The sequence below is a fragment of the Serratia sp. YC16 genome (genome assembly GCF_009707615.1).
Taxonomy (GTDB): Bacteria; Pseudomonadota; Gammaproteobacteria; order Enterobacterales; family Enterobacteriaceae; genus Serratia; species Serratia surfactantfaciens.
The window spans coordinates 888,916-914,270 of record NZ_WLYN01000001.1; the positions used below are offsets into that span (position 1 = coordinate 888,916).

Here is a 25,355-nt window from a genome sequence, read left to right on the forward strand (position 1 = left end):
TGCGTTAAATTTAAAAATAATGTATTAATGATTTAATTTACTCACACTCCTTATTTATTCACTGACAAGAAAAATCGATTTCCCACCTTATTTCCCCAGCGTTATATTGAAAACAACCTTGCTACCAGTACGCGGCAAGCCTCACTAAAATATAAACGGTGTAAATATGAAGATAAAGTTTCAGCTGAGTGATTTATTCATCAGCGGCATCGCCCTTTTGATCATGAGCACTATTTTAAACACGCTGGGTTTTTCCTGGGGTTTATTTGCTCTGCCGCCTGGCGTCGATAGTTTTGTCATCATCCCGTTTACCTTATTTGGCTCATTGAAGTTGGCCGAGTGCCTCTATAAGCCAATACGCTGGCTGCTAAATGAGAGCCGCAAATCTCAAATCGAAAATAACAACCCTAAAAATAACGCTAAGTCGCGTTAACAGGAGATCGACCTATGCTGAGAGAACTGACCAGAGAAGAAATGCAACGGATTGGCGGCGCCGGTGACGGCAATAACGGCGGCGACCGGGATCGCGACTATGGCCCAAGCTCCTACGGCGCGCAGGCGAACGGCTTCCAGCCTAATTGGGCGGCGAAAGGCTATGGGCTATTTCAGGATCCTTGTACCGGCGCGGTGGTGACCGGCGCCATTGCCATGGCCGGCGCCCTGGCCAGCCGTAACGGCAGTGCGATTAGCACCGCGGCAGCCTCAGCCTTTGTCAACATAGGCGGTCAATGCACTAAAGGGTCCGGCAACGATCGCGGCGTGCCTTTCCGCTAACGCGTAAGCTGAATGAGGAAAACGCAGACAAAAAAAGGCGCGTCGCTCAGTCAGTAGTGGGAGAACGAACGACGCGCCAAACGAGTGCGCCCGGTTTCAAGAAGCCTCCCTCCCCGCGGGGCGGAGAGGGCATTTTCTAAGCGCACTAAAGGGAAACCCGTCGCGGTCAGGCAACGGGGTATTGCTCTTAACGATTCATCTGGAACAGCGACATGCCCTGCATATCGCTGAAGGTTTTGTAGGACGCCTGCAGCGCCGCCTGCTGCATGAAGTAAGACGAGATAGACTCGGCCAAGTCGGCATCCGTCAACGCGCTCATCTGGATCTGGTTGGTCATGTCACGCTCTTTACCGATGCTGTCCAGTTGATCCATCTCCTGCAGCTGGCTACCCAGCTCGGCACGCACGCTCAACACGTTGTTGTAGGAGTTGTCCAGGCCGCGGTTGGCTTTCGCCAACGCATCATTCACCTGCTGTTTGGTAGCCTCGTCGGCGCCCTGCAGCGGCGTTTTCAGCGCATTCAGCGCGATGTCGATGCTCTCGAAAACGTTGCTGACCGGCGCGCTGCCGTCCGGCTCAGGCTTCGGGTTGCTGGTCAATGACATGAACACCGCGTTGCCGGTATGGCCGATGGTCATGGTGCGGTTGGCGTCCACTTTCTGCTCAACCGTCTTGTCGCCCCCCTGATAGCTGACGGTGCCGCCGTTGTCGACGAACGGCGCCTTGTCGTTCACGTATCCGCCGAACATATAGCGGCCGTTGCCGTCGGTGCTGTTGGCCTGGTTCAGCAGCTGATCTTTCAGCCCCTGCAGCTGGGTAGCCAACGACTGGCGGTCGTTATCGCTTTCGGTGCCGCCGGCATTGACGATCAGCGCCTTCATGTCCGCGATGGTGGAGGTCGCGCCGGCCAAGACCGTTTCTTCCATCGACACGCTCTGACGCGCGAAGGTGCGCGCCAGCGTGTATTGGCTGTTTTCCGCCTGCGATTGCGACAACATCACCGCGCGCGACGCCGCCAGCGGATCGTCGGACGGGTTGATCACCCGCTTGCCGGAGGAAAGCTGCTCGGCGGCCTTCATGAACAGCGACTGGTTGCCCGTGATGCCGCTCATGTTCTGTTGGTACATCATGCTGGTGCTCATGCGCATGCTGTGGGTTCCTTACTCTGAACGACCGGCGCTGCAACGGCGCCGGCTAACAATGAAATCAACGAATATTCAGCAACGCATCGAACAGCGAGCTGGCGGTCTGAATGACCTGCGCGTTGGCCATGTAGTACTGCTGGAAGCGCAGCAGCTCACCGTATTCTTCGTCGAGGTTAACCCCTGACAGCGATTGCTGTTGCTCACCCAGTTGCTTGACGATCTTGGCCTGCGAGGTCGCGATCGCCTTGGCGGCGGCGGTCTGGTTGCCCACGCCACTGACGATGCCGGCGTAAGCGCCACTCAGGGTCGCCTTACCGTCCACCAGATTCTTGGTTTGCAGATCCAGCAGCTTCTTGGCGTTTTCGTTATCGCCGCGGCCGCTGTCGTCTTTACCGGCGGCGGCGATCTTGGACGAGTCGGTGATGGCGACTTTCAGGTTGCCCGCCACGTCGCTGACCGGCTTCACGGTGAAGCTGTCTTTGGCTTTCGCATTGCCGTCGATACTCACTTCCAGGCCGTCGAAGTTCAGCGTCGGTTTGCCGTCGGCACTGGTGCCCGGCGTGGCGTTGACTTTTACGTTGTCCGGCAGGCGGCTGACCTGCCAGTTGCTGCCGTCGAACTCGACGCGATAATCGTTGGCCTTCACTTTGCCGGTGTCGGTGTAAGCCACCGACAGCGAAGCGTCGCCGGTGTTGCGGGTATTATCCACTACCCGACCGCCGCTGAAGCTGAAGAAGTCGCCGCCCGCGTCGCCGTTCAGATCGAAGCCTGCACGATGCTGCTGGTTAAAGCTGTCCGCCATCGCCAGCGCCAACTGCCCCAGCTGATTGCGCACACCGTCCAGCGTTTCGCTGCGGAATTTCAGCACGCCACTCAGGCTGCCGCTGGTGATTTGTCCTTCCGGCACTTCGCTGGCGCCGTTGCCGCGGTTGTAACCGATAGTCAAACGGGAAGGATCGCTGCTGGAAGGCATCGCCTCCACCTGATAGGTATTGCTGCCCTGCACCAGGGTCAACCCATTGGCGAAGGAGACGGTATACGCGTCGCCATCCTGCTGCGTGACCTGAACCCCCACCAACTGGTTCAGTTCGGTGACCAGTTGGTCACGCTGATCCAGCAACGCGTTCGGCTCACCGGCGGCGCTGCCGCGCAGGCGGGTGATCTCGTCGTTCAGCTTGGCGATCTGTTGGCTGTAGCTGTTGATCTGCTGCGCCGTATCGCTGATCTGCTGATTGACGCCGCTGTCCATGTCGCGCAGGAACTTGTCGGTGTTATTGAACTGGTTAACCAGGCCATTGGCCTTGCCCAGCACGGTCTGACGTGCGGCGTCGTCGCCGGCGTTGCTCACCAGGTTTTGCAGATTGGTGAAGAAGTCCTGCATGTTGGCCGACAGCGGGTTGGTTTTGCTCGCCAACAGATTGTCGATCTGCGAAATCTTCTCGTAATAGGCGTTTTGCGCCCCGAACGCGCTCTGTGAACTGCGCAGCTGATTGGTGATGAACTGGTTGTATTCACGGTTGACGCTGGTGACGGTCACGCCGTTGCCGATGAAGCCGCTCATGGTGGCCATGCCGCCGTTCTGCGCCAGGATCGCAGTCTGGCGGTTGTAGCCCGCCACGTTATAGTTGGAGATGTTGTTGCTGACGGTACTGAGCGCCACCTGAGCCGCATTCAGCCCGCTCATCGCGGTATTGATTAAGCTATTGGACATCGGAATTCCTTATGCTGCGGCGCCGGTGGCCCACAGAGTTCTTAATTGAGCTGCTGAGCCTGTTCGCTCAGCCTGTCTCGGTTATCGGCCAAAATGGGAAGAACTTGAGGAAAAAAAGCGGCAACGCGCTCAGCATCCAGCTAGCCTTCGTTACCGCCTATCCCCTAAATAATTGGCGCCGCTGCGGCGTCAAGAATGACGGGGATTTAGAACAAATCTTTCAGATCGTGGGTATAAGCTTTGACCGCCTGTTCCCCGGCGTTCTTCATCTGCTGAATCACGCTGACCAGTTTGCTGGCGTACTGCGGGTCGGTGGCATAACCGGCGCGCTGCAGCGCATGTGCCGCCTGTTCCGGGCTGCGCGCGGCGGCCACGTCGGCGTAGCGCGGGTTGTTGGTCAACAGCTTGACGTAATCGGCGATCGCTTCGACGTACGAGCCGTAAACGCGGAACTTCGCCTTCACCTTCTTCGCGGCGCCCTGCTCAAACTCGGTGGTGGTGATCTCCGTCACCGGCCCATTCCAGCTGCCGCCGGCCTTGATGCCGAACAGGTTGTAGCTCGGCGTGCCGTCAGAAGTCGGGATCTCGCGCTGCCCCCAGCCGGACTCCAGCGCCGCCTGCGCGACAATCAGCTGATGCGGAATACCGCTCTGCTGGCTGGCGACCTTCGCCGGGATCGACAGACGGGCGACGAAGTTGCCGTTGTTGAGCGACAGCGGCGCGGCGGCCGGCGGCGCTTTCGGCATCGCCCGGCGCACCATCTGCTCCAGCGCCTGATTCGGCAGCGTTTGCAGCACCTCGTTGTCCAGCGCCATCGGCGACAAGCCCGCCGTTTCGCTCGGCACCGTATTGGCGTTGCTCATCTGCTTGACCATCATGTCGGCCAGCCCCAGCCCTTTTTGCGACATCTGCTGGGCGATTTGCTGGTCGTACATCGAGGTATAAAGCCGCGTTTGATCGCTGCTTAATACCCCGTCCTGCGGCAAGGCAGAACGCATGCTTTTCAGCATCATCTGCACGAACATGCCTTCCACCTGCTGCGCCACCTGCTTGAGGTTGCCCTGCGGATCGGCCGCCGCGTCGCGCTTCAGGCCGTTCAGCGCCTGGGCGTCATAGGCCGCGCCCGACATCGCCATCAGATCGCCGGCCATCAGATGATTTCCAGCTTGGCGCGCAGGCAGCCGGCGCTCTGCATCGCCTGCAGGATCGACATCAGATCGATCGGCGTGGCGCCCAGCGCATTCAGCGCGCGGATCACGTTGTTCAGGTTGGCGCTGGCGTTCACCTTCTGCAGCGACCCACCCTGCTGTTGCACCGAGATCTGGGTGTTTGGCGTCACCACCGTCTGGCCGCCGCCGAACGGCGTCGTCGGCTGGCTGACGGTGTTCTGCCGATCGACCACCACCGACAGATTGCCCTGGGCCACGGCGCAAGAATCGAGGATCACGTCGCGGTTCATCACTACCGAACCGGTGCGCGAGTTGATGATCACCTTGGCGTCCATCGCACCGACGTTGACGGTGATGTTCTGAATCTCCGCCAGGAAGCGCACCTGAGAGCTGTTGCCCTGCGGCACCAGCACCTGAATGGTGCGGGCGTCGAGCGGCGTCGCGGTGCCGCCACCGCGTTGGCGGTTGATGGCGTCGCTGATCTGCTGCGCCAGCGTGAAATCTTCGTCGTTCAACTGCAGATTGAGCACCCCGCCGCTGCCGAAGGTGGTCGGCAGCTCGCGCTCGATGGTGGCGCCGTTACTGATGCGCCCGCCCGCCAGCTGATTGACCTGCACGCTGCTGCCGCCGGCCGCCGCGCCCGCACCGCCAACCAGCACGTTGCCCTGCGCCAGCGCATAGACCTGGTTATCCACGCCTTTGAGCGGCGTCATCAACAGGGTGCCGCCGCGCAGGCTCTTGGCGTTGCCCATCGAAGAAACCACCACGTCGATGTTCTGCCCGGCGCGCGAGAACGGCGGCAGTTTGGCGGTCACCATCACCGCCGCCACGTTTTTCAGCTGCATGTTGGTGCCCGGCGGCACGGTGATGCCCAGCTGCGACAACATGTTGCTCAGGCTCTGGGTGGTGAACGGCGTCTGCATGGTCTGGTCGCCGGAGCCGTCCAGCCCCACCACCAGGCCGTAGCCGATCAGGGCGTTGTCTCGCACGCCCTGCACCGTCACCAGATCGCGGATGCGCTCCGCCGCCGCCGGCAAGCACACCAGCCCGACGCACAGCGCGATAAACCATTTTTTCAGCATCAGTCAATCCTTAGAACGGTGAAACATTTAAGAAGAAGCGCTGCAGCCAGCCCATGGTCTGCGCTTCGTTGATATAGCCATTGCCGACGTATTCGATACGCGCATCCGCAACCTGCGTCGAGGTGACCGAGTTGTTGCCGCTGATGGTGCGCGGGTTGACGACGCCGGAGAAACGAATGAATTCAGTGCCCTGGTTGATGGCGATCTGTTTTTCCCCCACCACGTGCAGGTTGCCGTTGGCCAGCACCTGGTTGACCGTCACCGTAATGGTGCCGTTGAAGGTGTTGTTGGCGTTGGCACCGCCCTTGCCGCCGAAGGTGCTGTCGCCGGAAATGTCCATATCGGCGCGCGCATTGCCTAACAGGCCGTCGAGGTAACGCGGCGAGGTGGCGACGCCGAACTTGCTGGCGCCGTTGCGGCTGGCGTTGGCGGAGGAACTCTTGCTGGCGCTGACGTTTTCCTGCAGCACGATGGTCAGGGTGTCACCGACGTTGCGCGGACGGCGGTCTTCGAACAGCGGCTGATAGCCGTAGTTCATCGGCTGCACCGTCTGGAAGATCGAGCCGTTCGGCATCGGCGCGCTGGCCGGCGCGGGCTGCGCCGTGGTCGCGCCGTCCACCAGCGGTTTGTGCGGGATATAAGCGCAGCCGCTCAGCGTCAGCATCACCATTCCCGCCAGCCAGCGTTGTCCCTGCCGCGGCAGGATTGCCATCGAATATGTGGTTACCACGGGTATCGCCTTTGTTTCACGAAAGAGAATGACGGGCGCGGCATGCCGGGCCCGTCAATGACAGATTACAGTTGCGTCAGCTTTTGCAGCATCTGATCGGAGGTCGATACCGCTTTGCTGTTGATCTCGTAAGCGCGCTGAGTCTGGATCATGTTGACCAGCTCTTCCGCCACGTTGACGTTGGAGGTTTCCACGTAGCCCTGATACAGCAGACCGGCGCCGTTCAGCCCCGGCGTGCTCTCGTTCGGCGCGCCCGAGCTTTCGGTTTCCTGATACAGGTTCTCGCCCACGCTCTCCAGACCGCTGTCGTTGACGAACGTGGTCAGCGTCAGTTGGCCCACCTGCTGAGCGGCGGTCTGCCCTTGCTGGGTAACGCTGACGATGCCGTCGCGGCCAACGGTGATGGACAGCGCGTTCGCCGGGATGGTGATCGCCGGCTGCACCTGGAAACCGCTGGAGGTCACCAGCTGGCCGTTCTGATCGATCTGGAACGACCCGTCGCGGGTGTAGGCCTGGGTGCCGTCCGGCAGCATCACCTGGAAGAACCCCTGCCCCTTGATGGCGACGTCTTTACTGTTGTTGGTCTGCGACAGGTTGCCCTGGCTGTGCAGACGCTCGGTCGCCACCGGACGCACGCCGGTGCCGATCTGCAGACCGGAGGGCAGCGTGGTCTGCTCGGAGGACTGTGCCCCCGGCTGACGCATGGTCTGGTACAGCAGATCTTCAAATACCGCACGCTGGCGCTTGAAGCCGTTGGTGCTGACGTTCGCCAGGTTGTTGGCGATCACGTCCATGTTGGTCTGCTGCGCGTCCAGACCGGTTTTGGCAATCCATAAGGATGGAATCATCGGTTATTTCCTTGCTGCTTAACTCAATGAGAGCAGTGAGTTGGCACGCTGTTCGTTTTCATCCACGCTGTGGATGACTTTCATTTGCATTTCAAAGCGACGGGCGTTGGCGATCATATCGACCATGGTTTCCATCGGCTTGACGTTGCTGCCTTCCAGCACGCCCGGCATCACCCGCACCTGCGGATCGTTTTGCAACTGATTGCCGCGCTGCTGTTGGGTTTCCGGCGTCAGGCGAAACAGCCCGTCGTCGCCGCGCATCACTTCGCGCGCATCGGCTTTGACCAGCTTCAGGCGGCCGATCTGCGCGATGGTGTTCGGCGGATCGCCGGCGTTCAGCGCCGAAATGGTGCCGTCGGCCGCGATGGTGATCTCCGCCGACGGCGGCACCTCGATCGGGCCGCCGTCGCCCATCAGCGGCATCCCCTGCACCGTCAACTGCCCGGTGGAGGAGATCTGAATGTTGCCGTTGCGGGTGTAAGCTTCACCGCCGCCTGGCAGACTCACCGCCAGGAAACCGTCCTGCTGCAGCGCCACGTCCAGCGGACGCGCCGTGTAGTTCAGCGCGCCCTGGCTCATGTCGGCGCCGGGCGTCGAGGCCGTCACCAAGGTGCGTGTCGCCATGCTCGGCCCGTCGACCGGCACCGCGCGCAACGCGGCGAGCTGGGCGCGAAAGCCCGGCGTCGACGCGTTGGCCAGGTTGTTGGCGGTAATGGACTGCTGTTCCAGCGTTTGGCGCGCCGCGCCCATCGCGGTATAAATCGCGTGATCCATAACTCGGCCCTATTAGCGCAGGCTAACCAGCGTCTGCAGGATTGAGTCCTGCGTCTTGATGGTCTGGGCGTTGGACTGGTAGTTACGCTGTGCGACGATCATGTTCACCAGCTCCTGGCTCAGATCGACGTTGGAAGATTCCAGCGCGCCGCTGGTCAGCTTGCCGAAGCCGCCGCCGCCCGCCAGACCGACGCGCGGCTGGCCGGACGCGCCGGTTTCCTGCCAAACGTTATCGCCCTGCGACGCCAGCCCTTCCGGGTTGGAGAAGTTGGTCATGACGATCTGACCCAACAGCTGGGTCTGCTGGTTGGAGTAGATACCCACCACTGTGCCGTCGTTGTTGATCTGATAGCCCGTGTATTCACCGGCGGCATAGCCGTCCTGCGATACCTTGCTCACCGAGTCGCTGCCCACGTTCTGCTGCATACTGCCGGCGAAGCTCAGGGTGAAGTTTTGCGCCGGCGCACCGTCTTTGGCGGTCATCGGGATCACCATGCTGAACTCGCCCGGCGCGCCGTTGGTGCTGGTGGTTTTCACCAGGTTGCCGCTTTCGCTGAACTCCATGGTGCCGGCGTCAACCGGTGCAGCGCTGCCGTCCTGGGTGTAGACCTGCCACTTGTTGTTTTCGGTCTTCACGAAGTAAGCGTTGATGTTGTGCGCGTTACCCAGCGAGTCGTAAGCGGTGATGGTGTTGACGTAGTTGTAGCTGTCCTGCTTGGTCGGATCGAACTTCGTGTTCTCCGGCACTTTATGGGTGGACTTCAGGTTGGCCACCATCTGGCCGGAGGTGGACGCCTTGGCGTTCATCATGCCTTCAGGAATGCTCAGCGGCACCGGGTTGGCGCCCTGCTGGATGGTCGGCGGGGAACCGGCCGCCGGGTAGCCGGTCAGCTGCAGGCCCTGCATGTTGGTCAGGTTGCGGTTTTCGTCCAGCTTGAACTGGCCATTGCGGGTATAGAAGATGCCGCCATCTTTATCCTGCATGCGGAAGAAACCGTTGCCGTTGATGGCGATATCCAGTGAACGGCTGGTACCGGTGGTGGTGCCGCCCTTGAAGTTCTGGGTGATGCCGGACACTTTGACGCCCAGACCGACCTGCGAACCAGCGAACATGTCGGCGAAAGATACGCTGCCGGATTTGAAGCCCGCGGTCGCAGAGTTGGCGATGTTGTTACCGATCACGTCCAGGTTGGTTGCTGCCGCGTTCAAGCCGCTGACTGCCTGAGAAAAGGCCATGTTATTCTCCGAATAGTGGTCAGGCTATCGTCCGATTGAGCCTGATGCTTAGGGTTATAAGATCTGTCGCACGTCTTCCAGGGTGGCGTTGCCCGCCAGGCCGAGATCCAGCTTGGCGCCGTTGCCGTCGCGGATCACGCCGTTCACCAGGCCGAAATGCAGGCTGCGCGCCACCAGTTGCTCGCCGTTGCCTTTGGCGTTGACGGCCACTTTGTAGGCGCCGTCGGGCGCGGTGGTGCCGTCATCCAGCGATCCATCCCAGGTGAAGGCGTGCACGCCGGCGGTCAGACCGCCAATTTCGATGGTGCGCACGACCTGCCCGCTGGCGTTGGTAATGGTGGCGGTCACCTGATCGGCTGCGCGCTCCAGTTCTACGCCGAACGGCGTGGTGCTGACCTTGCCGTCCTTGCTGCCGACCAGAATATTGTTGCCCGGCACCATCACGCCGTGACCGATCAACGCAGTGGCCTGCAGCGACTGGTTGCTGTTGATCTGGCCGGAGATCGAGCCCAGCGTGGTGTTGAGTTTTTCGATGCCCTGAACGGTGTTGATCTGCGCCAGCTGCGAAGTCAGTTCGTTGTTCTGCATCGGGTTGGTCGGATCCTGGTTTTTCAACTGCGCGACCAACAGCGTCAGGAAGCTGTTGTGCAGATCCTGACTGTTGGTGGTCTTGCTGTTGTTACCGATGACGGTGTTGTCCAACGACTCGTTAGTGGTTGCGGCGATAGCCATGGGAATCTCCGGTTACTGACCCAGCGTCAGGGTTTTCATCATCATCGACTTGGTGGTGTTGAGCACCTCGACGTTGGCCTGGTAGCTGCGCGAAGCGGAGATGGTGTTGACCATTTCCCCGACCACGTCCACGTTCGGCATGCGCACGTAACCCTTGGCGTCCGCCAGCGGATTACCCGGCTGATACACCAGTCGCTCGGGCGCCGGATCGTCCACCACCTGGGCGACGCGCACCCCGCCGGTCGGTTGTCCAGGCGCTGCGGCGACCTGGAACACCACCTGCTTGGCGCGGTAAGGTTCACCGTCCGGGCCGGTCACGCTGTCGGCGTTGGCCATGTTGCTGGCGCTGACGTTCATGCGCTGAGACTGCGCCGATAACGCCGAGCCGGAGATATCAAAAATGTTCAGTAAAGACATGCGCCTTATCCTTGTTGCAGCACGGACATCATCCCTTTGATCTGACCGTTGAGCAGCGTCAGGTCGGTCTGATATTTCAGGCTGTTATCGGCAAAGTTGGTGCGTTCGCGATCCATGTCCACCGTATTGCCGTCCATCGACGGCTGGTCCGGCACTCGAAACAGCAGATCAAGCTGTGGCGGCTGCATGGTCTGCGCCGGGATGTGGCGCGCCGCCGTCAGGTTCAGCGCCATGCCGTTGCCGTTGACGCGCCCTTGTTCCAGCACCTTGTTCAATTGGCTGGCGAAATCGATATCCCGCGCCTGATAACCCGGCGTGTCTGCGTTGGCGATGTTGGCGGCCAGAATTTCCTGCCGCTGGGCGCGCAAGTTCAGCGCCTCTTGGCCAAAGCGCAGAGCCGCGTCCAGTTTGTCGAGCATGCTCCCTCCGCGAGGTTAGAATTTGGAGTCGACAGCATAAACGCCCGCCGTGCCACCCTATCGCGGGAATAAACGCAAAATGGGGCGCTATTTATCTGCTTAGCCTGCGCGCGCTGCGGGTACACTTACGCGTATCCCGATGAAGCTTGAGAAGATGACGATGAAAGGTAAAATGCTGCTGCTTATCGGCCTGCTGTGCAGTCTGAACGCGCGCGCCGACGATCTGGCGACGCAAATCGAAAGCTTCATCAAAGGCAAATTCAACGGCGAACCGGTGCAGGTGAAAGTGCGGGTGCGCACGCCGCCGAACCAATGGCCCGCTTGCGAACTGCCGCAGCTGTCGCTGTCGCCCAATGCGCGGATCGGCGGCAATGTCAGCATTTCGGCGCGCTGTGGCCAGGAGCGGCGTTTTATTCAGACGCAGGTGCAAGTGTTCGGCCGTTATCTCGTGTCGGCACGCGGCATCAGCGCCGGCGCCCGATTGACGGCGGCGGATCTGACGTTGAAGCAGGGTCGGCTCGATACCCTGCCGCCGCGCGCGCTGACCGAACCGGGCAAAGCGTTAGGCGCCGTCAGCCTGCGCAATATCAGCCCCGGCCAGCCGCTGACGCTCGCCATGCTGCGCCGCGCCTGGCTTATCAAAGCCGGGCAACCGGTGCAGGTCACCGCGCAGGGCGAAGGATTTAACATCAGCGGCGCGGGTAAGGCGATGAACAACGCCGCCGCCGAAGACAGCGTGCGCGTGCGCATGGCGTCCGGGCAAATCGTCAGCGGCGTGGTCGGGGACGACGGCGCGATTCGCATTACGTTATAAAAAAGTAAAGGTTCCGCCAACCTTGCCGATAAGACAAATCAAGCAGCATTTTATTGGCCACCAGGGCCGCAACACTTTCATTGCAGCGTCGTCGACCGCAAGCGGCGACGGCGTAAACGGAGATGGACCATGAGTATCGATCGCACCCAGCGGTTACAGCCGGTTTCCACTGTGCAACCGCGTGAAACCCCGGCCGACAACCCGCTCCAACCGCGTAAGGCCGCCGTGGCCGAAACCGCCGTCAGCGGCACCCAGGTCAAACTGAGCGAGGCGCAGGCGCGCCTGATGCAGCCGGGCACCCAGGATATCGATATGGGCCGGGTCGAAGCCATCAAGCAGGCGATCCGCAACGGTGAACTGAAAATGGACGCCGGCAAAATCGCCGACGCGCTGCTGCAAGACGCGCAGAGCGATATTCAATGGATCGCCGGCCGCGACTGACAGCGCGGCGGCGGGTAGCGGTAAAGGATAAGTCATCACTATGGAAAACCTGGCACAACTGCTGGATAAACTGTTGGAAACCCTGCAGGCGCTCAATGGCGTGCTGGAGGAAGAGCACGACTTGCTGTGTGCCGGTCAACTGCCCGGCGTGGCGTTGCAGCGCGTCACCGACGCCAAAAGCCAACTGCTGGCGACGGTCGCCTATCTCGAGCAGCAGCGTCTGGGGCAGGAGAAAGCCTGCGGGCAACGCGCCCCTTACGCCAACCATGCGCCCCTGGCCGATCGCTGGCAGCGCGTTCAGTTGCTGAGCCAAACGCTGCGCGAGAAGAACCAGCACAATGGCCTGCTGCTCAATCAGCAGATCGACCATAACGCCCAGGCGCTGTCGATCCTCAGCAAAAACAACAAATCGCTGTATGGCCCGGACGGCCAGTCGCACGTCGGCAGCCTGCTCGGCAGAAAAATCGGCGTCTGACCTGCCCCATTTCGCCCGGTGTACGTGTCGCCGGGCGCAGCTTTATCGGCTTTTGCGCCTCCCTTCGCATTTTCTCCTTGTCGTTTTCTGAGTTCCCTTAACGTTATGCGCCAGGCTGCGCAGAACGGATATTTGCCTGTTCCCCATCACTCCCTATTTCGTCATCTTAGCTCGGTCGTTAAACATCTTGATCTATACCCATTAAGGGTATATTTTCACATGGAGAGTGAATGACCGACATTTATCTCACAAAAGCCTTCCAGACATTTGCCAGCGACGAACGCATCAGTGACGCCACGATAGTGAAAGCGGCGCAAGAGATGCAAAATCAGTTGTACGACGCCAATCTCGGTGGTTGCGTTTACAAAAAACGCATCGCCCGGATGGGGAGTGGGAAACGGCGCGGGTATCGGGTATTAATCGCAACGGCAGATGAAGGCAGGATCTTTTTCATGTATGGCTTTGCCAAAAACGAAAGAGACAACATCAATCAGGATGAGTTAATTTCCTGGCGGCATTTGGCGACGCTGTATCTGGATTATTCACCATTCAGGCTGTATCAACTGGTCAACTGCGGGGAATTAATAAGGTTACAACTATGAGCAAGATGCTGAAATCGATCCACCAGGAAGTTCAGGGCCTGCATCGCGCCGGTTTCGTCGATGACGTGACCATGCGCACCTTCGACATGCTGTGCCTGCGGCCGGTGAAACAGTTCGGGCCGGCCGAGATCCGCGCGCTGCGCGAACGGGAAAACGTCAGTCAGCCAGTGTTCGCGCTGTATCTCAACGTCAGCAAAAAAGCGGTGCAGAAATGGGAGCGCGGCGAAGCGCAACCGAACTCCGCCGCGATGAAGCTGTTGACGTTGGTGGAACGCAACGGCCTGCAAATTTTGGCCTGATCCTACTGGTAATTGACGATCACCTGATTGCCAATCACCCGCAGCGGCGGGTTCAACCCGCCTTGCGACTGCACGTAATAGACAAAGCGCAATTCCGCATTGGCCGGCTCGCCCCGCAGACCGATGCTGCTACCGCTACCGCCGCCCAGCGGAATGCAGCGGTTCACCGTGCAGAGCTGCGCCTGCAGGCCCACCGGTTCCGGCCCCAGCAAACGGTAGCGCCAGCTGACGCTGGTGATGCGCGCGTTGGTGTCCGGCAGTGCGTTCGGCGGCCGCAAACCGGCGGACTCATCGCGCATGCCGCCCTGTTCCAGCGTAACGCCCGCCCCTTCCGCCACCCAGGAACCAGACACCGCGCCAGCGGCAAGCGGCGCCAACAAACCCAGCAAGCACAAACGGCGTTTCATCAGGCGGCTCCGATGGTCGAGGTCATGCGAATCTGGCGATCGTCGTTGATCTCCAGGTTGGACAGCACCACGATCTGCGGCAAACTGCGGCGCAAGAAGCGCGCCAGCAAGGCCCGCAGCGCATGGTTGACCAGCAGCACCGGCGGCGCGCTGAGCATCTCTTGTCGCTGCAACGCCTGGCGCGCCTGATCCAACAGGCGGTCGGCCAGACCTGGCTCCAGGCCACCGCCGCCTTGCAACGCCTGCAGCAACAGGCGCTCCAGCTGGGTATCCAGCCCGATAACCTGAATCTCGCCGTTGCCCGGGAACCACTGCTGCGTGATAGCCCGGCCCAGTGCCACCCGCACCACGGTGGTCAATTCATAAGGATCGCTCTGCGCCGGGGCATGCTCCGCCAGCGTTTCGACGATGGTGCGCATATCACGAATGGAAACGCGCTCGGCCAATAGGTTTTGCAACACCTTGTGCAGCGTGGTCAGCGACACCACGCCCGGCACGAAGTCTTCGGTCAGCTTCGGCATTTCCTGCGAAACGCGGTCCAGCAGTTGCTGAGCTTCCTGGCGGCCAAACAGTTCGCTGGCGAACTGACCGATCAGGTGATTGAGGTGCGTCGCCACCACGGTGCTGGCCTCCACCACGGTAAAGCCCTGGATCTGCGCCTGCTCGCGCAAGGCGCTGTCGATCCACACCGCTTCCAGCCCAAAGGCCGGATCGACGGTTTTATCACCCGCCAGCTCGCCTACGGCATTGCCGGGGTTGATCGCCAGCCAGCGGCCCGGTTGCGCTTCGCCGCTGCCGATCTCGACGCCTTTCATCAGGATGCGGTAGCTGGCAGGCGGCAGTTCCAGATTATCGCGAATGTGTACCACCGGCGGCAGATAGCCCATGTCCTGCGCGAATTTCTTGCGGATGCCGCGAATACGCCCAAGCAGCTCGCCGTTCTGCTGAAAATCGACCATCGGAATCAGCCGGTAGCCCACTTCCATCCCCAACGGGTCTTCCAACTGCACGTCGGCCCAGCTGGCTTCGGCGGCCTGCGGATTCTCCGGCATCACCGGCGCCTCTACCGTCTTCGGCGCCTGTTGTTCACGGCCGCGTAGCCACCAGGCCAGGCCCAGCAAAGCGGCGGTAAACAGCAGGAACACCAGGTTCGGCATGCCCGGCACCAGGCCCAACAGCCCCAGCACCCCGGCGCTCAGCAGCATCACGCGCGGATTGTTGAACAGCTGGCCTACCATCTGCTCGCCGACGTCCTGATCGGTCGCTACGCGGGTGACGATAACGCCGGCGGCGGTGGAGATCACCAACGCCGGGATCTGTGCCACCAGGCCATCACCGATGGTCAGCAGCGTATAGCTTTCCGCCGCCGCCCCCAGCGCCATGCCGTGTTGCACCACGCCGACCAACAGGCCGCCGACTACGTTCAGCACCATGATCATCAGGCCGGCGATGGCGTCGCCGCGCACGAATTTACTGGCACCGTCCATCGAGCCGTAGAAATCGGCCTCTTGGGTAACTTCGGCGCGGCGTTTCTTCGCTTCGTCTTCGCCGATCAATCCGGCGTTCAGATCGGCATCAATCGCCATCTGTTTGCCCGGCATGCCGTCCAGCACGAAGCGCGCGCCCACTTCGGCGATACGCCCCGCACCTTTGGTGATGACCATAAAGTTAATCAGCACCAGGATGATGAACACCACGATGCCGATGGCGAAGTTGCCCCCCACCAGGAAGTGGCCGAAGGCTTCCACCACGCGGCCGGCGGCGGCGGAGCCGGTGTGCCCTTCCAACAAGATGATGCGCGTCGACGCGACGTTGAGCGACAAACGCAGCAATGTGGAGAACAGCAGGATGGTAGGGAAAGCGGCGAACTCGAGCGTGCGCTGGGTGAACATCGCCACCAGCAGCACCATGATCGACAGCGCAATGTTGAAGGTAAACAGCAGATCAAGGATGAACGCCGGCAACGGCAGCACCATCATCGACAGAATCAACAGGATCAACACCGGGCCGGCCAGCACCTGCCACTGCGTATCTTTAAAATTGCCCGGCAAACGAAGCAGGGAGGCCAAATTAGCCATCAGAGTCACTCTCTCTCGCAAAATCCAGTGCTTCCGGCACCGGTAAACGTTCAGGTTTTTTCGGGATCAGGCCGCCCTCGCGCCGCCAGCGGCGCAGTTGGTACACCCAGGCCAGTACTTCGGCGACCGCGGCATACAGGGTGGCCGGAATATGTTGTCCGATCTCGCTGTGCCGATACAGCGCGCGCGCCAGCGGCGGCGCCTCCAGCATCGGGATGCGGTGTTCCGCACCGAGTTCGCGAATGCGCAAGGCGATTTCGCCGGCCCCTTTGGCCAGCACTTTCGGCGCGCTCATTTTTTTGTCGTTGTACTGCAACGCGACGGCGTAGTGCGTCGGGTTGGTGACGATCACGTCCGCCTTGGGCACATCGGCCATCATGCGGCGCCGGGCGATCGCCCGCTGCTGCTGACGAATGCGCCCCTTAACGTGCGGGTCCCCTTCCTGGTCTTTGAACTCATCGCGAATATCCTGCTTGGTCATCTTCAGCTTCTTGAAGTGACTCCACAGCTGATAAAACACGTCGAATGCCACCATCGGCGTCAATCCCAGCACGACCAGAAAGCCGCAGAACAGAATCATCTGCAGCGCGTTGCCCAGCGCATCGAGCGGCTGCTGAGTCATCAGATGCAGCATCGCCGCCCAGTTGTGCCACAGATAGAGGCCGGTCACCCAACCGACCAGCGTCGCTTTCAGGATCCCTTTCAGCAGCTCGGCCAGCACCTGGGTAGAAAAGATGCGCTTCAACCCGGATAGCGGGTTCAGCCGCTTCAAATCGAACTTGATCGACTTGCCGCTGAACAAAATGCCCCCCAGCAACATCGGCGCGGCGAGCGCCACCAGCACCAGCCCCGCCATGATCGGCAGCAGCGCCAGCACCGCCTGGCGCAGCAACATGCCCAATTGGCGCAGCATCTGTTTATCGTTGCTGACCATGCCGTGATCGAAGTTCAGACCTTGCGTGAGCATCGCCGCCAGCTGTTGCGCCATATTGCTGCCGGACATCAGGATAATCGCCAGGCCGGAGAGCAGCATCAGTACCGAGGTCAGCTCGCGCGAGCGCGGGATCTGGCCGTCTTCACGCGCCTTCTCCAGCCTGTGGGGCGTGGGGGCCTCGCTTTTTTCCAGATCGCTGTCTTCAGCCACGAAACGCCGTTCCTGTGTCGGGAGGGTAAAGAATGGCGGTCAGCATGCCAAAAAATTGGCGATGTCATTGGGGGAACAACGGGGAAAAAGGCGGGTTATTTGGGGGATGAGGCAATCAAGGGGGAGACGTTACAGCCAATTTTCCAGCCGTAAGCCATCAACGCGCTCAAATTCGCGTCGGTTATTGGTCACCAGAATCAATCCTTCGCTGCGCGCATGCCCGGCGATATGCAGATCGTTTACGCCGATAGGCGTTCCCTGACGTTCCAGCGCAGCCCGAATGTTACCGTAGTGTGAAGCCGCTTTGGCGCCGTAATCGAGAATATCCAATCGGGAGACAAAATCCTCAACCACTCTGGCGTTAACCGCCGGACGCGAGCTTTTCTCCACTCCGTGAACCAATTCGCCATAGGTGACCGACGAAATGACCATTTTGCCCGCATAGCGATTGAACGCCTCCAGCACTTCCAGAGGCCGGCGCTTGATGACATAGATAACAATGTTGGTGTCCAGCATATGGCTGAACATCAAAACTCTTCCCGCTCGCGCTGGTGTTGCCCGGCACGTTCATTGAGGAAGTCATCGCTCACCTCATTTTCCGCGCAGAAGAAACTGTCCCAGGTATTCTCCACCGGCGCAAGAATGCGCTCTTTGCCTATCACGCGGACGGTCACTTTAGAAACGGTATCGGGGAAACGTACCTCTGCGGGCAAGCGCACGGCCTGCGTCCGATTATTGGTAAAGACAGAACCTAACGTCATGGCGACCTCCTTTAACTGGAGTACAAATTATAATCGCCACAGTGTATATAGCAACGCTATATACTCCAATCTTTGCGCGACGCTGCGCAACTTTCGGGGCGCGCCGTCGCGCGCCCCGAAAAGCCTCAGAAACCGAGGCTGTCGAGCAGATCGTCGACCTGCGCCTGATTGGCGATCACGCCGACGCCGTTCTGGTCGAGCTGCGGGCCGTTCAGCAGGCTGTCGTTAGGCCGTTTTTCCTTCACCGGCTGCTCCGGCATGTTTTCCATCAGAACCATCAGCAGCTGCTTTTCGATCTCCTGCACCACGTCCATCATGCGCTTGATTACCTGACCGGTCAGGTCCTGGAAATCTTGCGCCATCATGATCTCCAGCAGCTGGGCGTTGGTGAAGGCCGTATGGCCCGGCACCTGATCCAGATACTGGCGCGTGTCGTTGACCAGAGAACGCGCGTCGTCCAGTTCGATGGGATTGGCGAACCACTCGTCCCAGCGCTCTTTCAACGCATTAGCGCCGGATTCCAGCTCCGCCTGGCGCGGTTGCGCCGCCTCTACGCAGTTCAACGCCCGTTCCGCCGCCTGCGCCGTCATGGTTACGACATAGTCAAGACGGTCGCGCGCATCCGGGATCGCCTCTGCCGCCTGGGCGATCGCCTGATCGAGCCCCAGTTCGCGCATGCTGTCGCGCAGCATTCGGGTCAGTTGGCCGATGCGGGAGATGATCTCTCCCGCGGTCGCTGCATCGCTGGCAGGCATTGGAATGTCTCTCATCGCCCTCTCCTTACATGCCCAATTTTTCAAAAATCTTGTTGAGCTTTTCTTCCAGCGTCGCCGCCGTAAATGGTTTCACTACATAACCGCTGGCGCCGGCCTGCGCCGCCGCGATGATATTTTCTTTCTTGGCTTCCGCGGTCACCATCAGTACCGGCATCGCGGCCAGCGCGCTGTCGGCGCGGATGGTTTGCAACAGCTCAAGCCCGTCCATGTTCGGCATGTTCCAGTCGGACACCACGAAGTCGAAACCGCCGGCGCGCAGCTTGTTCAGCGCATCCGCACCGTCTTCAGCTTCTTCGACGTTGTTGAAGCCCAGCTCTTTCAGCAAATTTCTGACGATGCGACGCATGGTGGAGAAGTCGTCCACAACCAGAAATCTGAGGTTCTTGTCTGCCATTGTTACTCCTGAAATAGTTAACCGTTTAATGATGCAAAACCGCAGGCCGCCGCGCGGCGGCCGTGGGTCATATCGCCGCCGGGTAACCCCGGCGGACTAAAATCAAATACGCAATGCCTGGCCGCCGGCAATCTGCGCCAGCATCCGTTGGCTCATTCTGTCCAGCTCGACCACTTCGCTGACGCCGCCGCTGGCGATCGCCTCGCGCGGCATGCCGAACACCACGCAGCTCGCCTCGTTCTGCGCCAGGGTATAAGCCCCTGCGCGATGCATCTCCAGCATCCCCGCCGCACCGTCGTTGCCCATACCGGTGAGGATCACCCCCACCGCATTGCGGCCGGCGTATTGCGCCACCGAGCGGAACAGCACGTCGACCGACGGGCGATGGCGGTTGACCGCCGGGCCGTCATGCAGCTTCACCTGATAGTTGGCGCCGCTGCGCGCCAGCTCCAGATGGCGGTCCCCCGGTGCGATATAGGCGTGGCCCGGCAGCACGCGCTCGCCGTCCTCCGCTTCTTTCACCGTGATCTGGCACAGTTTGTTCAGCCGTTCGGCGAACGAACGGGTGAATCCCGGCGGCATGTGTTGCGTGATCAGCAGCGCCGGACTGGTGGCCGGCAGCGGCTGCAGCACCTGGCGGATCGCTTCGGTGCCGCCGGTGGAGGCGCCGATGGCGATCAGTTTTTCACTGCTCAGCAGCGGCGCATGGCTGAGGATCGCCGGCGCCGGGCTGCTCGAGCGCTGAGGCAGGCGCGCCCTGGCCGCGGTGCGGATCTTCTCGGCGATCAGCTCACTGTAGGCCAGCATGCCCTCGCGAATGCCGAGCTGCGGTTTGGTGACGAAATCCACCGCGCCCAGCTCCAGCGCGCGCAGCGTGATCTCCGAGCCTTTGCCGGTCAGCGAAGAGACCATCACCACCGGCATCGGCCGCAGGCGCATCAGTTTCTCGAGGAAATCCAGTCCGTCCATGCGCGGCATCTCGACGTCCAGCGTCAGCACCTGAGGATTAAATTTTTTGATCAGATCGCGCGCAACCAGCGGATCCGGCGCGGTCGCCACCATTTCCATATCGGCATGGCCGTTCACGATTTCCGTCATCAGCTGACGCATCAGTGCCGAATCGTCTACGCATAACACTCTGATTTTACTCATTACCTCTCCTTGGTCAGCCCATACACGGTCTGCCCACGCAAGTAGAAATCCCGGCTGATCTGGCTGAAGTTCTCGGAGTGGCCGGCGAACATCAGCCCCCCCGGCTTAAGCAAGGGAACGAAGCGGCGCAGGATGCGCTCCTGCGTCGCCTTATCGAAATAGATCATGACGTTGCGGCAAAAAATGGCGTCGAACTGCCCCGGCAGCGCCCACTCCGGCGCCAGCAGGTTCAGCGGCTGAAAGTTCACCCGCGCCGCCAGTTCCGGCCGCACCCGCACCAGCCCCTGATGCGGCCCGGTGCCACGCAGAAAATAGCGCTGCATTTGGGTCGGCGTCAGGGTGCGCAGATCTTCCTGGCGGTAAACGCCCGCCTCCGCTTTTTCCAGCACCTGCGTATCGATGTCGCTGGCCCAAACTTGGCAACTGCCGGCCCGCTGCCCCAAGGCATCGCTCAGCGTGATGGCGATCGAATACGGCTCTTCGCCGGTCGAGGCCGCAGTGCTCCAGACGCTGTAGCCGTTCGGCCGTGAGCGCGCATGCTCCGCCAGGATCGGGAAGTGATGCGCCTCGCGGAAAAATGCCGTCAGGTTGGTGGTCAACGCGTTGATGAACGCCTGCCATTCCGCGCTGTTCGGATCGCTTTCCAGCAGCGCCAGATAGTCGCCGAAGTCGTGCAATCCCAGCAGCCGCAATCGGCGCACCAGACGGTTGTAAACCATCTCACGCTTATGCTCCGCCAGCACGATGCCGGCGCGTTGATAAATCAACTGGCTGATACGACGGAAATGCACGTCCGACAGCGGCAGGCGCTGCACCATTTGCGTCAACATCGACGCAGTATCCCGGTTAGAAGTTGACGGCGCCTGTTTCATGCCGCCTCACCGGGGAAAAACGTGCTGTTTATGCGGTTTGACAATCTTGGGCTTCCTTTACCACGGATGAAACTGCGTTGTTGCTGTTACCTGGCGCGACGAAGTTATCGTCCGCCAGACGGAATACCGCGACCGCATCGGCCAAGGTAATAGCCTGCTCTTCCAGCGCGGTGGCGGCAGAGGCGGACTCTTCCACCAGCGCGGCGTTCTGTTGGGTGACCTGGTCCATCTGGGTCACCGCCTGCGTCACCTGCTCGATGCCGCGGCTTTGCTCATCCGAAGCCGACGCGATCTCGCCCATGATGTCGGTGACGCGGGTCACCGAACGTACGATGTCCTGCATGGTGGCGCCGGAATTTTCCACCAGCACCGAGCCGTGTTTGACGCGGCTGACCGATTCGTCGATCAGTACCTTGATCTCTTTCGCCGCCTGGGCGCTGCGGCTCGCCAGGTTGCGCACTTCACCGGCGACCACGGCGAAACCGCGCCCCTGTTCACCGGCACGCGCCGCTTCCACCGCCGCATTGAGCGCCAGAATGTTGGTCTGGAAGGCGATGCCGTCGATCACGCTGGTGATGGCACCGATTTTCTGCGAGCTGTTGGCGATATCGTGCATGGTGGTGACCACGTCACCGGCCAGTTCACCGCCCTTGGCCGCCGTGGCCGAGGCGTCGCGCGCCAGCTGAGACGCCTGCCGCGCATTGTCGGCGTTCTGTTTCACCGTTGCGGGCAGTTGCTCCATGCTGGCGGCGGTCTCTTCCAGCGAAGCAGCCTGCTGCTCGGTGCGGGAAGAGAGATCGTTGTTACCTTCGGAGATCTCCTGCAGGCCGATCAAAATCGATTCCGCCCCGTCGCGCACCGCGCCGACGGTGCCGATCAGCGACTGCTGTGTGCGCTGCAGGCTGGCGAACAGCATGCTGATTTCATTGCGGCCGTACACCTGAATCGGCGTGGCCAAGTCGCCGGCGGCGATGCGTTCAAAGTGGCTGCGGATTTGGTTCAGCGGTTGTACCAACATGGTGCGCAACCACCACATGGCGCTGCCGGTCACCACGATCAGCATCAATACCGCCCCCGCCAGCATCAGGCCCGCCAGCGTGAAGGAGAACTGGTTGGCGTCTCTGGCCTCGCTGATGTCGCCGTTGATCAACTGCAGATACTGCACGAAGTCGGCCTCGAACAGGTCCTGGGTCTTCTGCGTCGGCTGATCCATAAACGCCTGCAGCTCCCCTTTTTCCAGGAAGCCGATCAGCTCGCGCAGCGCGCCGCGCAATCGCTCGTAGCTGGCTTTGGTGGTCGCCGTCTGCTGGCTCTGTTGCTCACTGCTGCGCTCAACCGCCATGAACTGATTGAAATAGAGATCGGCCTTCTGCAGCGAACTGCGGGCGCTGCTCATCAATTCGTTCACCTGTTCCTGTGGCAGCTTCAGCGCCGCGCGGGTGCCGGCGCGGTTCAACGTATTGCGCGCCTGCAACAGCGACACCCAGCTCAGGCTGAGCGAATCGCGCTGCTGGCTGCCGAGGGTGATGATATCGAGGTTGTGGTTATCGGAGCGGAACGCGGAATACGACAGGCCGCTGCTGGCCAACTGCAGAACGCAGAAGGTCATCAACAACAGGAACAAGCTGGTAGAGATACGGATTCGGTTAAACACTGTGAACCTCCTTGCAGCCGGCCGGCGACCGGCCTACGTAGGGAAAAGGGCCTCTGCGAGAGAGGCCCGATACCGGTCAGAACGTTTCCCAGTTATCCTGCAGATCGCTGGCGTTCATTTTTTTATGATTGATTACCGGTGTTACCGTCGCCTTGCTGGTGACAGGCGTTTTAAACTCTTCCTGGCCTTCCGACCTCAGGCGGAATACCGCCACCGACTGGGTCAGCATGCTGGCCTGTTCTTCCAGCGCCGCCGCCGCCGAGGCAGATTCTTCTACCAACGAGGCGTTCTGCTGGGTCACGCGGTCCATTTCCGCCACCGCCTGGCCAACCTGATCGATGCCACGGCTCTGCTCGTCCGAAGCCGACGCGATTTCGCCCATGATGTCGGTCACACGGGTAACGGCGTTGACGATGTCGCCCATGGTTTCGCCGGCGCTCTCGACCAACACGGAACCCATATCGACGCGGCTGACCGAGTCTTCAATCAGGCCTTTGATCTCTTTCGCCGCCTGTGCGCTACGCTGCGCCAGGTTGCGCACTTCACCGGCCACCACCGCGAAGCCACGGCCCTGTTCGCCGGCGCGCGCCGCTTCCACCGCGGCGTTCAACGCCAGGATGTTGGTCTGGAAAGCGATACCGTCGATCACGCCGGTAATATCGGCGATCTTCTGTGAACTGCCGGCGATGTCGTGCATGGTCTGCACCACGTTAGCCACGACCTTGCCGCCTTTCTGCGCGGTTTCGGAGGCGCTCAGCGCCAGCTGAGAGGCCTGACGGGCGTTTTCGGCGTTCTGTTTCACCGTCGCGGTCAACTGCTCCATGCTGGCGGCGGTCTCTTCCAGCGAAGCAGCCTGCTGCTCGGTGCGGGAGGAGAGATCGTTGTTGCCTGCGGCGATTTCAGACGCGCCGCTGTAGATGGCGTCTGCGCCCTGACGCACGCCGCTGACGGTTTCGATCAGCTCGCTTTGCATGTGTTTCAGGCTGGCTGCCAGCACGCCCATTTCGTTGCGGCTGGTGACGACGATCTGTTGAGTCAGGTCGCCGGCGGCGATCTGTTTGATGTGGTCGATCATGCGATTCAGCGGACGCACCAGGATGTGATGGATACCGGTCCAGGCCAGTACGATCACCGCCAGCACCACCACCAGCACCACGATCAGCGTCCAAATGGCCGAGTTGTAGGAGCTGTTGCTGCCGTCGACCGCGATTTGGTACAGCTTGCCGTTTTGCTCCAGGTAAACGTTGTAGCTCTGCTCAAAGTTGTCCTGGTAGCTCTGCGTAGGCTGATCGAAGAAGGCGTTGATCTTGCCTTCGCCTAGCAGCTGGATCAGTTCGGAAAGCGCGCCGTACAGAATGTCGTATTGCTGCTTCACGCGCTCTGCCGACTGAGGATCCTGACGCGGATCCTGAGGGATTTTCTCGTACGCGGCGTAGTGTCTTTCCGCCTCGGCCAGCTCTTCTTTCGCCTTGGCCAGCAGTTCATCAATGGTGGCGCCGCTGCCGATCTTATTGGTATCCATCATGTAACGAATACCGGCGCGGTTCAGCGAGTTGCGCGCCTGCAGCAGGTCAACGCGGCTTTCACTCAGCTGCAGCTGCTGCTGACGGATAGTTTGCAGGACGGTAAAGTTTTCCTTATCGCTTTTCAGCGAGGAGAAAAAGAGTCCGCCCGAAATCAACTGCAAGGCGCCAAACAGCACCAACACCAGCAACAGGCTGGTGACCACCTTCATACGATTTAACATGATTTCCCTTGTTGAAGCCCGCGCAGACAGGCTTTGATGACGTTGAATGTGAGAGTTATCGGCGCAGCGCGGCAAAACTTTATGCGGGAAAGTAACTATTTTTAGTAGGGGTTCAGGACACGGCCTGCGGCGTCGCGGCAAGTCATGGAAAGTGAAGCTTATAGGGGGCAGCGCCCTGCCCCCTTGGGTCTTGAATCAGACGCTTTTCGCCACGCTGTCGACCAGCGACATCTCTTCGCTGCTCAGCAGCTTTTCGATATCCACCAGGATCAACATGCGCTCGCCCAGCGAACCGAGGCCGGTGAGGTATTCGGTCGCCAGCGTCACCGCAAACTCCGGCGCCGGGCGGATCTGATCGGCGGTCAGCGACAGCACGTCGGAAACGCCGTCGACCACGATGCCCACCACGCGCTGGCCAAAGTTCAGCACGATCACCACGGTGTTCTCATCGTAAGACACGCTCTGCTGCGAGAACTTCACCCGCAGATCGATGATCGGCACGATCACGCCGCGCAGGTTAGTAACGCCCTTGATGAACGCCGGGGTGTTGGCGATGCGGGTTACCTGATCGTAGCCGCGAATTTCCTGCACCTTGAGGATATCGATGCCGTACTCCTCGTTGCCCAGGGTAAAAATCAGAAACTCTTGCCCTACCGTTTCGCCAGCCAATTTGCTGACGGCTGCCAATCCTGCCATATCATTC

Annotated in this window: 30 protein-coding genes; 7 read left to right on the forward strand and 23 right to left on the reverse strand. The window is 60.6% G+C overall.

The window, feature by feature from the left end; translation table 11 throughout:
- Positions 1-166 precede the first annotated feature (166 nt).
- A complete protein-coding gene (locus tag GKN89_RS04140; protein WP_015378248.1) occupies positions 167-433 on the forward strand; it encodes a hypothetical protein in 267 nt (88 codons plus the stop codon).
- 14 nt (positions 434-447) lie between these two features.
- Positions 448-774: a hypothetical protein gene (locus GKN89_RS04145; protein ID WP_019452948.1), complete on the forward strand. Its 327-nt coding sequence runs from the start codon at positions 448-450 to the stop codon at positions 772-774.
- A 187-nt stretch (positions 775-961) separates the two neighbouring features.
- On the opposite strand, the gene flgL is transcribed toward GKN89_RS04145, so the two are convergent.
- From flgL to flgB, 11 genes are all read right to left on the reverse strand, one after another.
- The gene (gene flgL / locus GKN89_RS04150) at positions 962-1,921 is read right to left on the reverse strand and encodes a flagellar hook-associated protein FlgL (RefSeq protein ID WP_019452949.1); all 960 of its coding nucleotides are present in this window, start codon (positions 1,919-1,921) and stop codon (positions 962-964) included.
- Positions 1,922-1,979: 58 nt separating this feature from the next.
- A complete protein-coding gene (flgK, locus tag GKN89_RS04155) occupies positions 1,980-3,629 on the reverse strand; it encodes a flagellar hook-associated protein FlgK (RefSeq protein WP_019452950.1) in 1,650 nt (549 codons plus the stop codon).
- Between the two features lie 206 nt (positions 3,630-3,835).
- Entirely contained in the window at positions 3,836-4,780 is a 945-nt protein-coding gene (gene flgJ, locus GKN89_RS04160) for a flagellar assembly peptidoglycan hydrolase FlgJ (RefSeq protein ID WP_049200258.1), read from the reverse strand.
- On the reverse strand, positions 4,780-5,880 hold the full coding sequence (locus GKN89_RS04165; RefSeq protein ID WP_004934816.1) for a flagellar basal body P-ring protein FlgI: 1,101 nt from the start codon (positions 5,878-5,880) through the stop codon (positions 4,780-4,782). Before GKN89_RS04165 ends, flgJ begins: the two co-directional genes overlap by 1 nt.
- A gap of 10 nt (positions 5,881-5,890) precedes the next feature.
- Positions 5,891-6,592 (reverse strand): flagellar basal body L-ring protein FlgH, encoded by a 702-nt coding sequence (gene flgH, locus GKN89_RS04170; RefSeq protein WP_004934817.1) that lies wholly within the window; start codon positions 6,590-6,592, stop codon positions 5,891-5,893.
- Between the two features lie 83 nt (positions 6,593-6,675).
- Complete coding sequence (gene flgG, locus GKN89_RS04175) at positions 6,676-7,458, reverse strand: flagellar basal-body rod protein FlgG (RefSeq protein ID WP_004934819.1); 783 nt, start codon at positions 7,456-7,458, stop codon at positions 6,676-6,678.
- A gap of 18 nt (positions 7,459-7,476) precedes the next feature.
- A complete protein-coding gene (locus GKN89_RS04180; RefSeq protein WP_019452952.1) occupies positions 7,477-8,232 on the reverse strand; it encodes a flagellar basal body rod protein FlgF in 756 nt (251 codons plus the stop codon).
- 12 nt (positions 8,233-8,244) lie between these two features.
- Positions 8,245-9,468 carry a flagellar hook protein FlgE gene (gene flgE / locus GKN89_RS04185; protein ID WP_063918545.1) on the reverse strand — a complete coding sequence of 408 codons (1,224 nt, stop codon included), beginning with the start codon at positions 9,466-9,468 and terminating at the stop codon, positions 8,245-8,247.
- A gap of 54 nt (positions 9,469-9,522) precedes the next feature.
- Entirely contained in the window at positions 9,523-10,200 is a 678-nt protein-coding gene (flgD, locus tag GKN89_RS04190) for a flagellar hook assembly protein FlgD (RefSeq protein WP_019452954.1), read from the reverse strand.
- A 12-nt stretch (positions 10,201-10,212) separates the two neighbouring features.
- Positions 10,213-10,617, reverse strand: coding sequence for a flagellar basal body rod protein FlgC (flgC, locus tag GKN89_RS04195; protein WP_004934826.1), 405 nt, complete (start codon positions 10,615-10,617; stop codon positions 10,213-10,215).
- 5 nt (positions 10,618-10,622) lie between these two features.
- The gene (flgB, locus tag GKN89_RS04200; protein WP_019452955.1) at positions 10,623-11,036 is read right to left on the reverse strand and encodes a flagellar basal body rod protein FlgB; all 414 of its coding nucleotides are present in this window, start codon (positions 11,034-11,036) and stop codon (positions 10,623-10,625) included.
- A 160-nt stretch (positions 11,037-11,196) separates the two neighbouring features.
- Here flgB and flgA point away from each other — a divergent pair, with 160 nt between their 5' ends.
- The 5 genes from flgA (at position 11,197) to GKN89_RS04225 (ending at position 13,667) form a co-directional block, all read left to right on the forward strand.
- A complete protein-coding gene (flgA, locus tag GKN89_RS04205; RefSeq protein ID WP_019452956.1) occupies positions 11,197-11,850 on the forward strand; it encodes a flagellar basal body P-ring formation chaperone FlgA in 654 nt (217 codons plus the stop codon).
- A 129-nt stretch (positions 11,851-11,979) separates the two neighbouring features.
- The gene (gene flgM, locus GKN89_RS04210; RefSeq protein ID WP_019452957.1) at positions 11,980-12,291 is read left to right on the forward strand and encodes a flagellar biosynthesis anti-sigma factor FlgM; all 312 of its coding nucleotides are present in this window, start codon (positions 11,980-11,982) and stop codon (positions 12,289-12,291) included.
- A gap of 40 nt (positions 12,292-12,331) precedes the next feature.
- Entirely contained in the window at positions 12,332-12,766 is a 435-nt protein-coding gene (locus GKN89_RS04215) for a flagella synthesis protein FlgN (protein ID WP_154746392.1), read from the forward strand.
- Between the two features lie 230 nt (positions 12,767-12,996).
- On the forward strand, positions 12,997-13,368 hold the full coding sequence (locus GKN89_RS04220; protein WP_154746393.1) for a type II toxin-antitoxin system RelE/ParE family toxin: 372 nt from the start codon (positions 12,997-12,999) through the stop codon (positions 13,366-13,368).
- Complete coding sequence (locus tag GKN89_RS04225) at positions 13,365-13,667, forward strand: DNA-binding transcriptional regulator (RefSeq protein ID WP_033632742.1); 303 nt, start codon at positions 13,365-13,367, stop codon at positions 13,665-13,667. Before GKN89_RS04220 ends, GKN89_RS04225 begins: the two co-directional genes overlap by 4 nt.
- A gap of 2 nt (positions 13,668-13,669) precedes the next feature.
- Here GKN89_RS04225 and GKN89_RS04230 read toward each other — a convergent pair whose 3' ends face one another.
- From GKN89_RS04230 to cheW, 12 genes are all read right to left on the reverse strand, one after another.
- Positions 13,670-14,074: a flagellar protein FlhE gene (locus GKN89_RS04230; protein ID WP_154746394.1), complete on the reverse strand. Its 405-nt coding sequence runs from the start codon at positions 14,072-14,074 to the stop codon at positions 13,670-13,672.
- Positions 14,074-16,152, reverse strand: a complete 2,079-nt coding sequence (flhA, locus tag GKN89_RS04235; RefSeq protein ID WP_154746395.1) for a flagellar biosynthesis protein FlhA — start codon at positions 16,150-16,152, stop codon at positions 14,074-14,076. The genes GKN89_RS04230 and flhA overlap by 1 nt, the downstream gene beginning before the upstream one ends.
- Entirely contained in the window at positions 16,145-17,296 is a 1,152-nt protein-coding gene (gene flhB, locus GKN89_RS04240) for a flagellar biosynthesis protein FlhB (RefSeq protein WP_019452962.1), read from the reverse strand. The genes flhA and flhB overlap by 8 nt, the downstream gene beginning before the upstream one ends.
- Positions 17,297-17,425: 129 nt before the next feature.
- Entirely contained in the window at positions 17,426-17,824 is a 399-nt protein-coding gene (locus GKN89_RS04245) for a type II toxin-antitoxin system VapC family toxin (RefSeq protein WP_019452963.1), read from the reverse strand.
- Positions 17,824-18,057: a type II toxin-antitoxin system VapB family antitoxin gene (vapB, locus tag GKN89_RS04250; RefSeq protein ID WP_154746396.1), complete on the reverse strand. Its 234-nt coding sequence runs from the start codon at positions 18,055-18,057 to the stop codon at positions 17,824-17,826. The genes GKN89_RS04245 and vapB overlap by 1 nt, the downstream gene beginning before the upstream one ends.
- A 125-nt stretch (positions 18,058-18,182) precedes the next feature.
- Positions 18,183-18,827, reverse strand: a complete 645-nt coding sequence (cheZ, locus tag GKN89_RS04255) for a protein phosphatase CheZ (protein ID WP_076740731.1) — start codon at positions 18,825-18,827, stop codon at positions 18,183-18,185.
- A gap of 10 nt (positions 18,828-18,837) precedes the next feature.
- On the reverse strand, positions 18,838-19,227 hold the full coding sequence (gene cheY / locus GKN89_RS04260) for a chemotaxis response regulator CheY (protein WP_004934862.1): 390 nt from the start codon (positions 19,225-19,227) through the stop codon (positions 18,838-18,840).
- Positions 19,228-19,329: 102 nt separating this feature from the next.
- Entirely contained in the window at positions 19,330-20,379 is a 1,050-nt protein-coding gene (locus GKN89_RS04265) for a chemotaxis response regulator protein-glutamate methylesterase (protein ID WP_016927288.1), read from the reverse strand.
- Positions 20,379-21,251 carry a protein-glutamate O-methyltransferase CheR gene (gene cheR / locus GKN89_RS04270; RefSeq protein ID WP_025159837.1) on the reverse strand — a complete coding sequence of 291 codons (873 nt, stop codon included), beginning with the start codon at positions 21,249-21,251 and terminating at the stop codon, positions 20,379-20,381. The genes GKN89_RS04265 and cheR overlap by 1 nt, the downstream gene beginning before the upstream one ends.
- A 28-nt stretch (positions 21,252-21,279) precedes the next feature.
- Positions 21,280-22,905, reverse strand: coding sequence for a methyl-accepting chemotaxis protein (locus tag GKN89_RS04275; RefSeq protein ID WP_370520156.1), 1,626 nt, complete (start codon positions 22,903-22,905; stop codon positions 21,280-21,282).
- Between the two features lie 76 nt (positions 22,906-22,981).
- Positions 22,982-24,652: a methyl-accepting chemotaxis protein gene (locus GKN89_RS04280; RefSeq protein ID WP_025159838.1), complete on the reverse strand. Its 1,671-nt coding sequence runs from the start codon at positions 24,650-24,652 to the stop codon at positions 22,982-22,984.
- Between the two features lie 195 nt (positions 24,653-24,847).
- Complete coding sequence (gene cheW / locus GKN89_RS04285; RefSeq protein WP_004934876.1) at positions 24,848-25,348, reverse strand: chemotaxis protein CheW; 501 nt, start codon at positions 25,346-25,348, stop codon at positions 24,848-24,850.
- Positions 25,349-25,355: the final 7 nt, after the last annotated feature.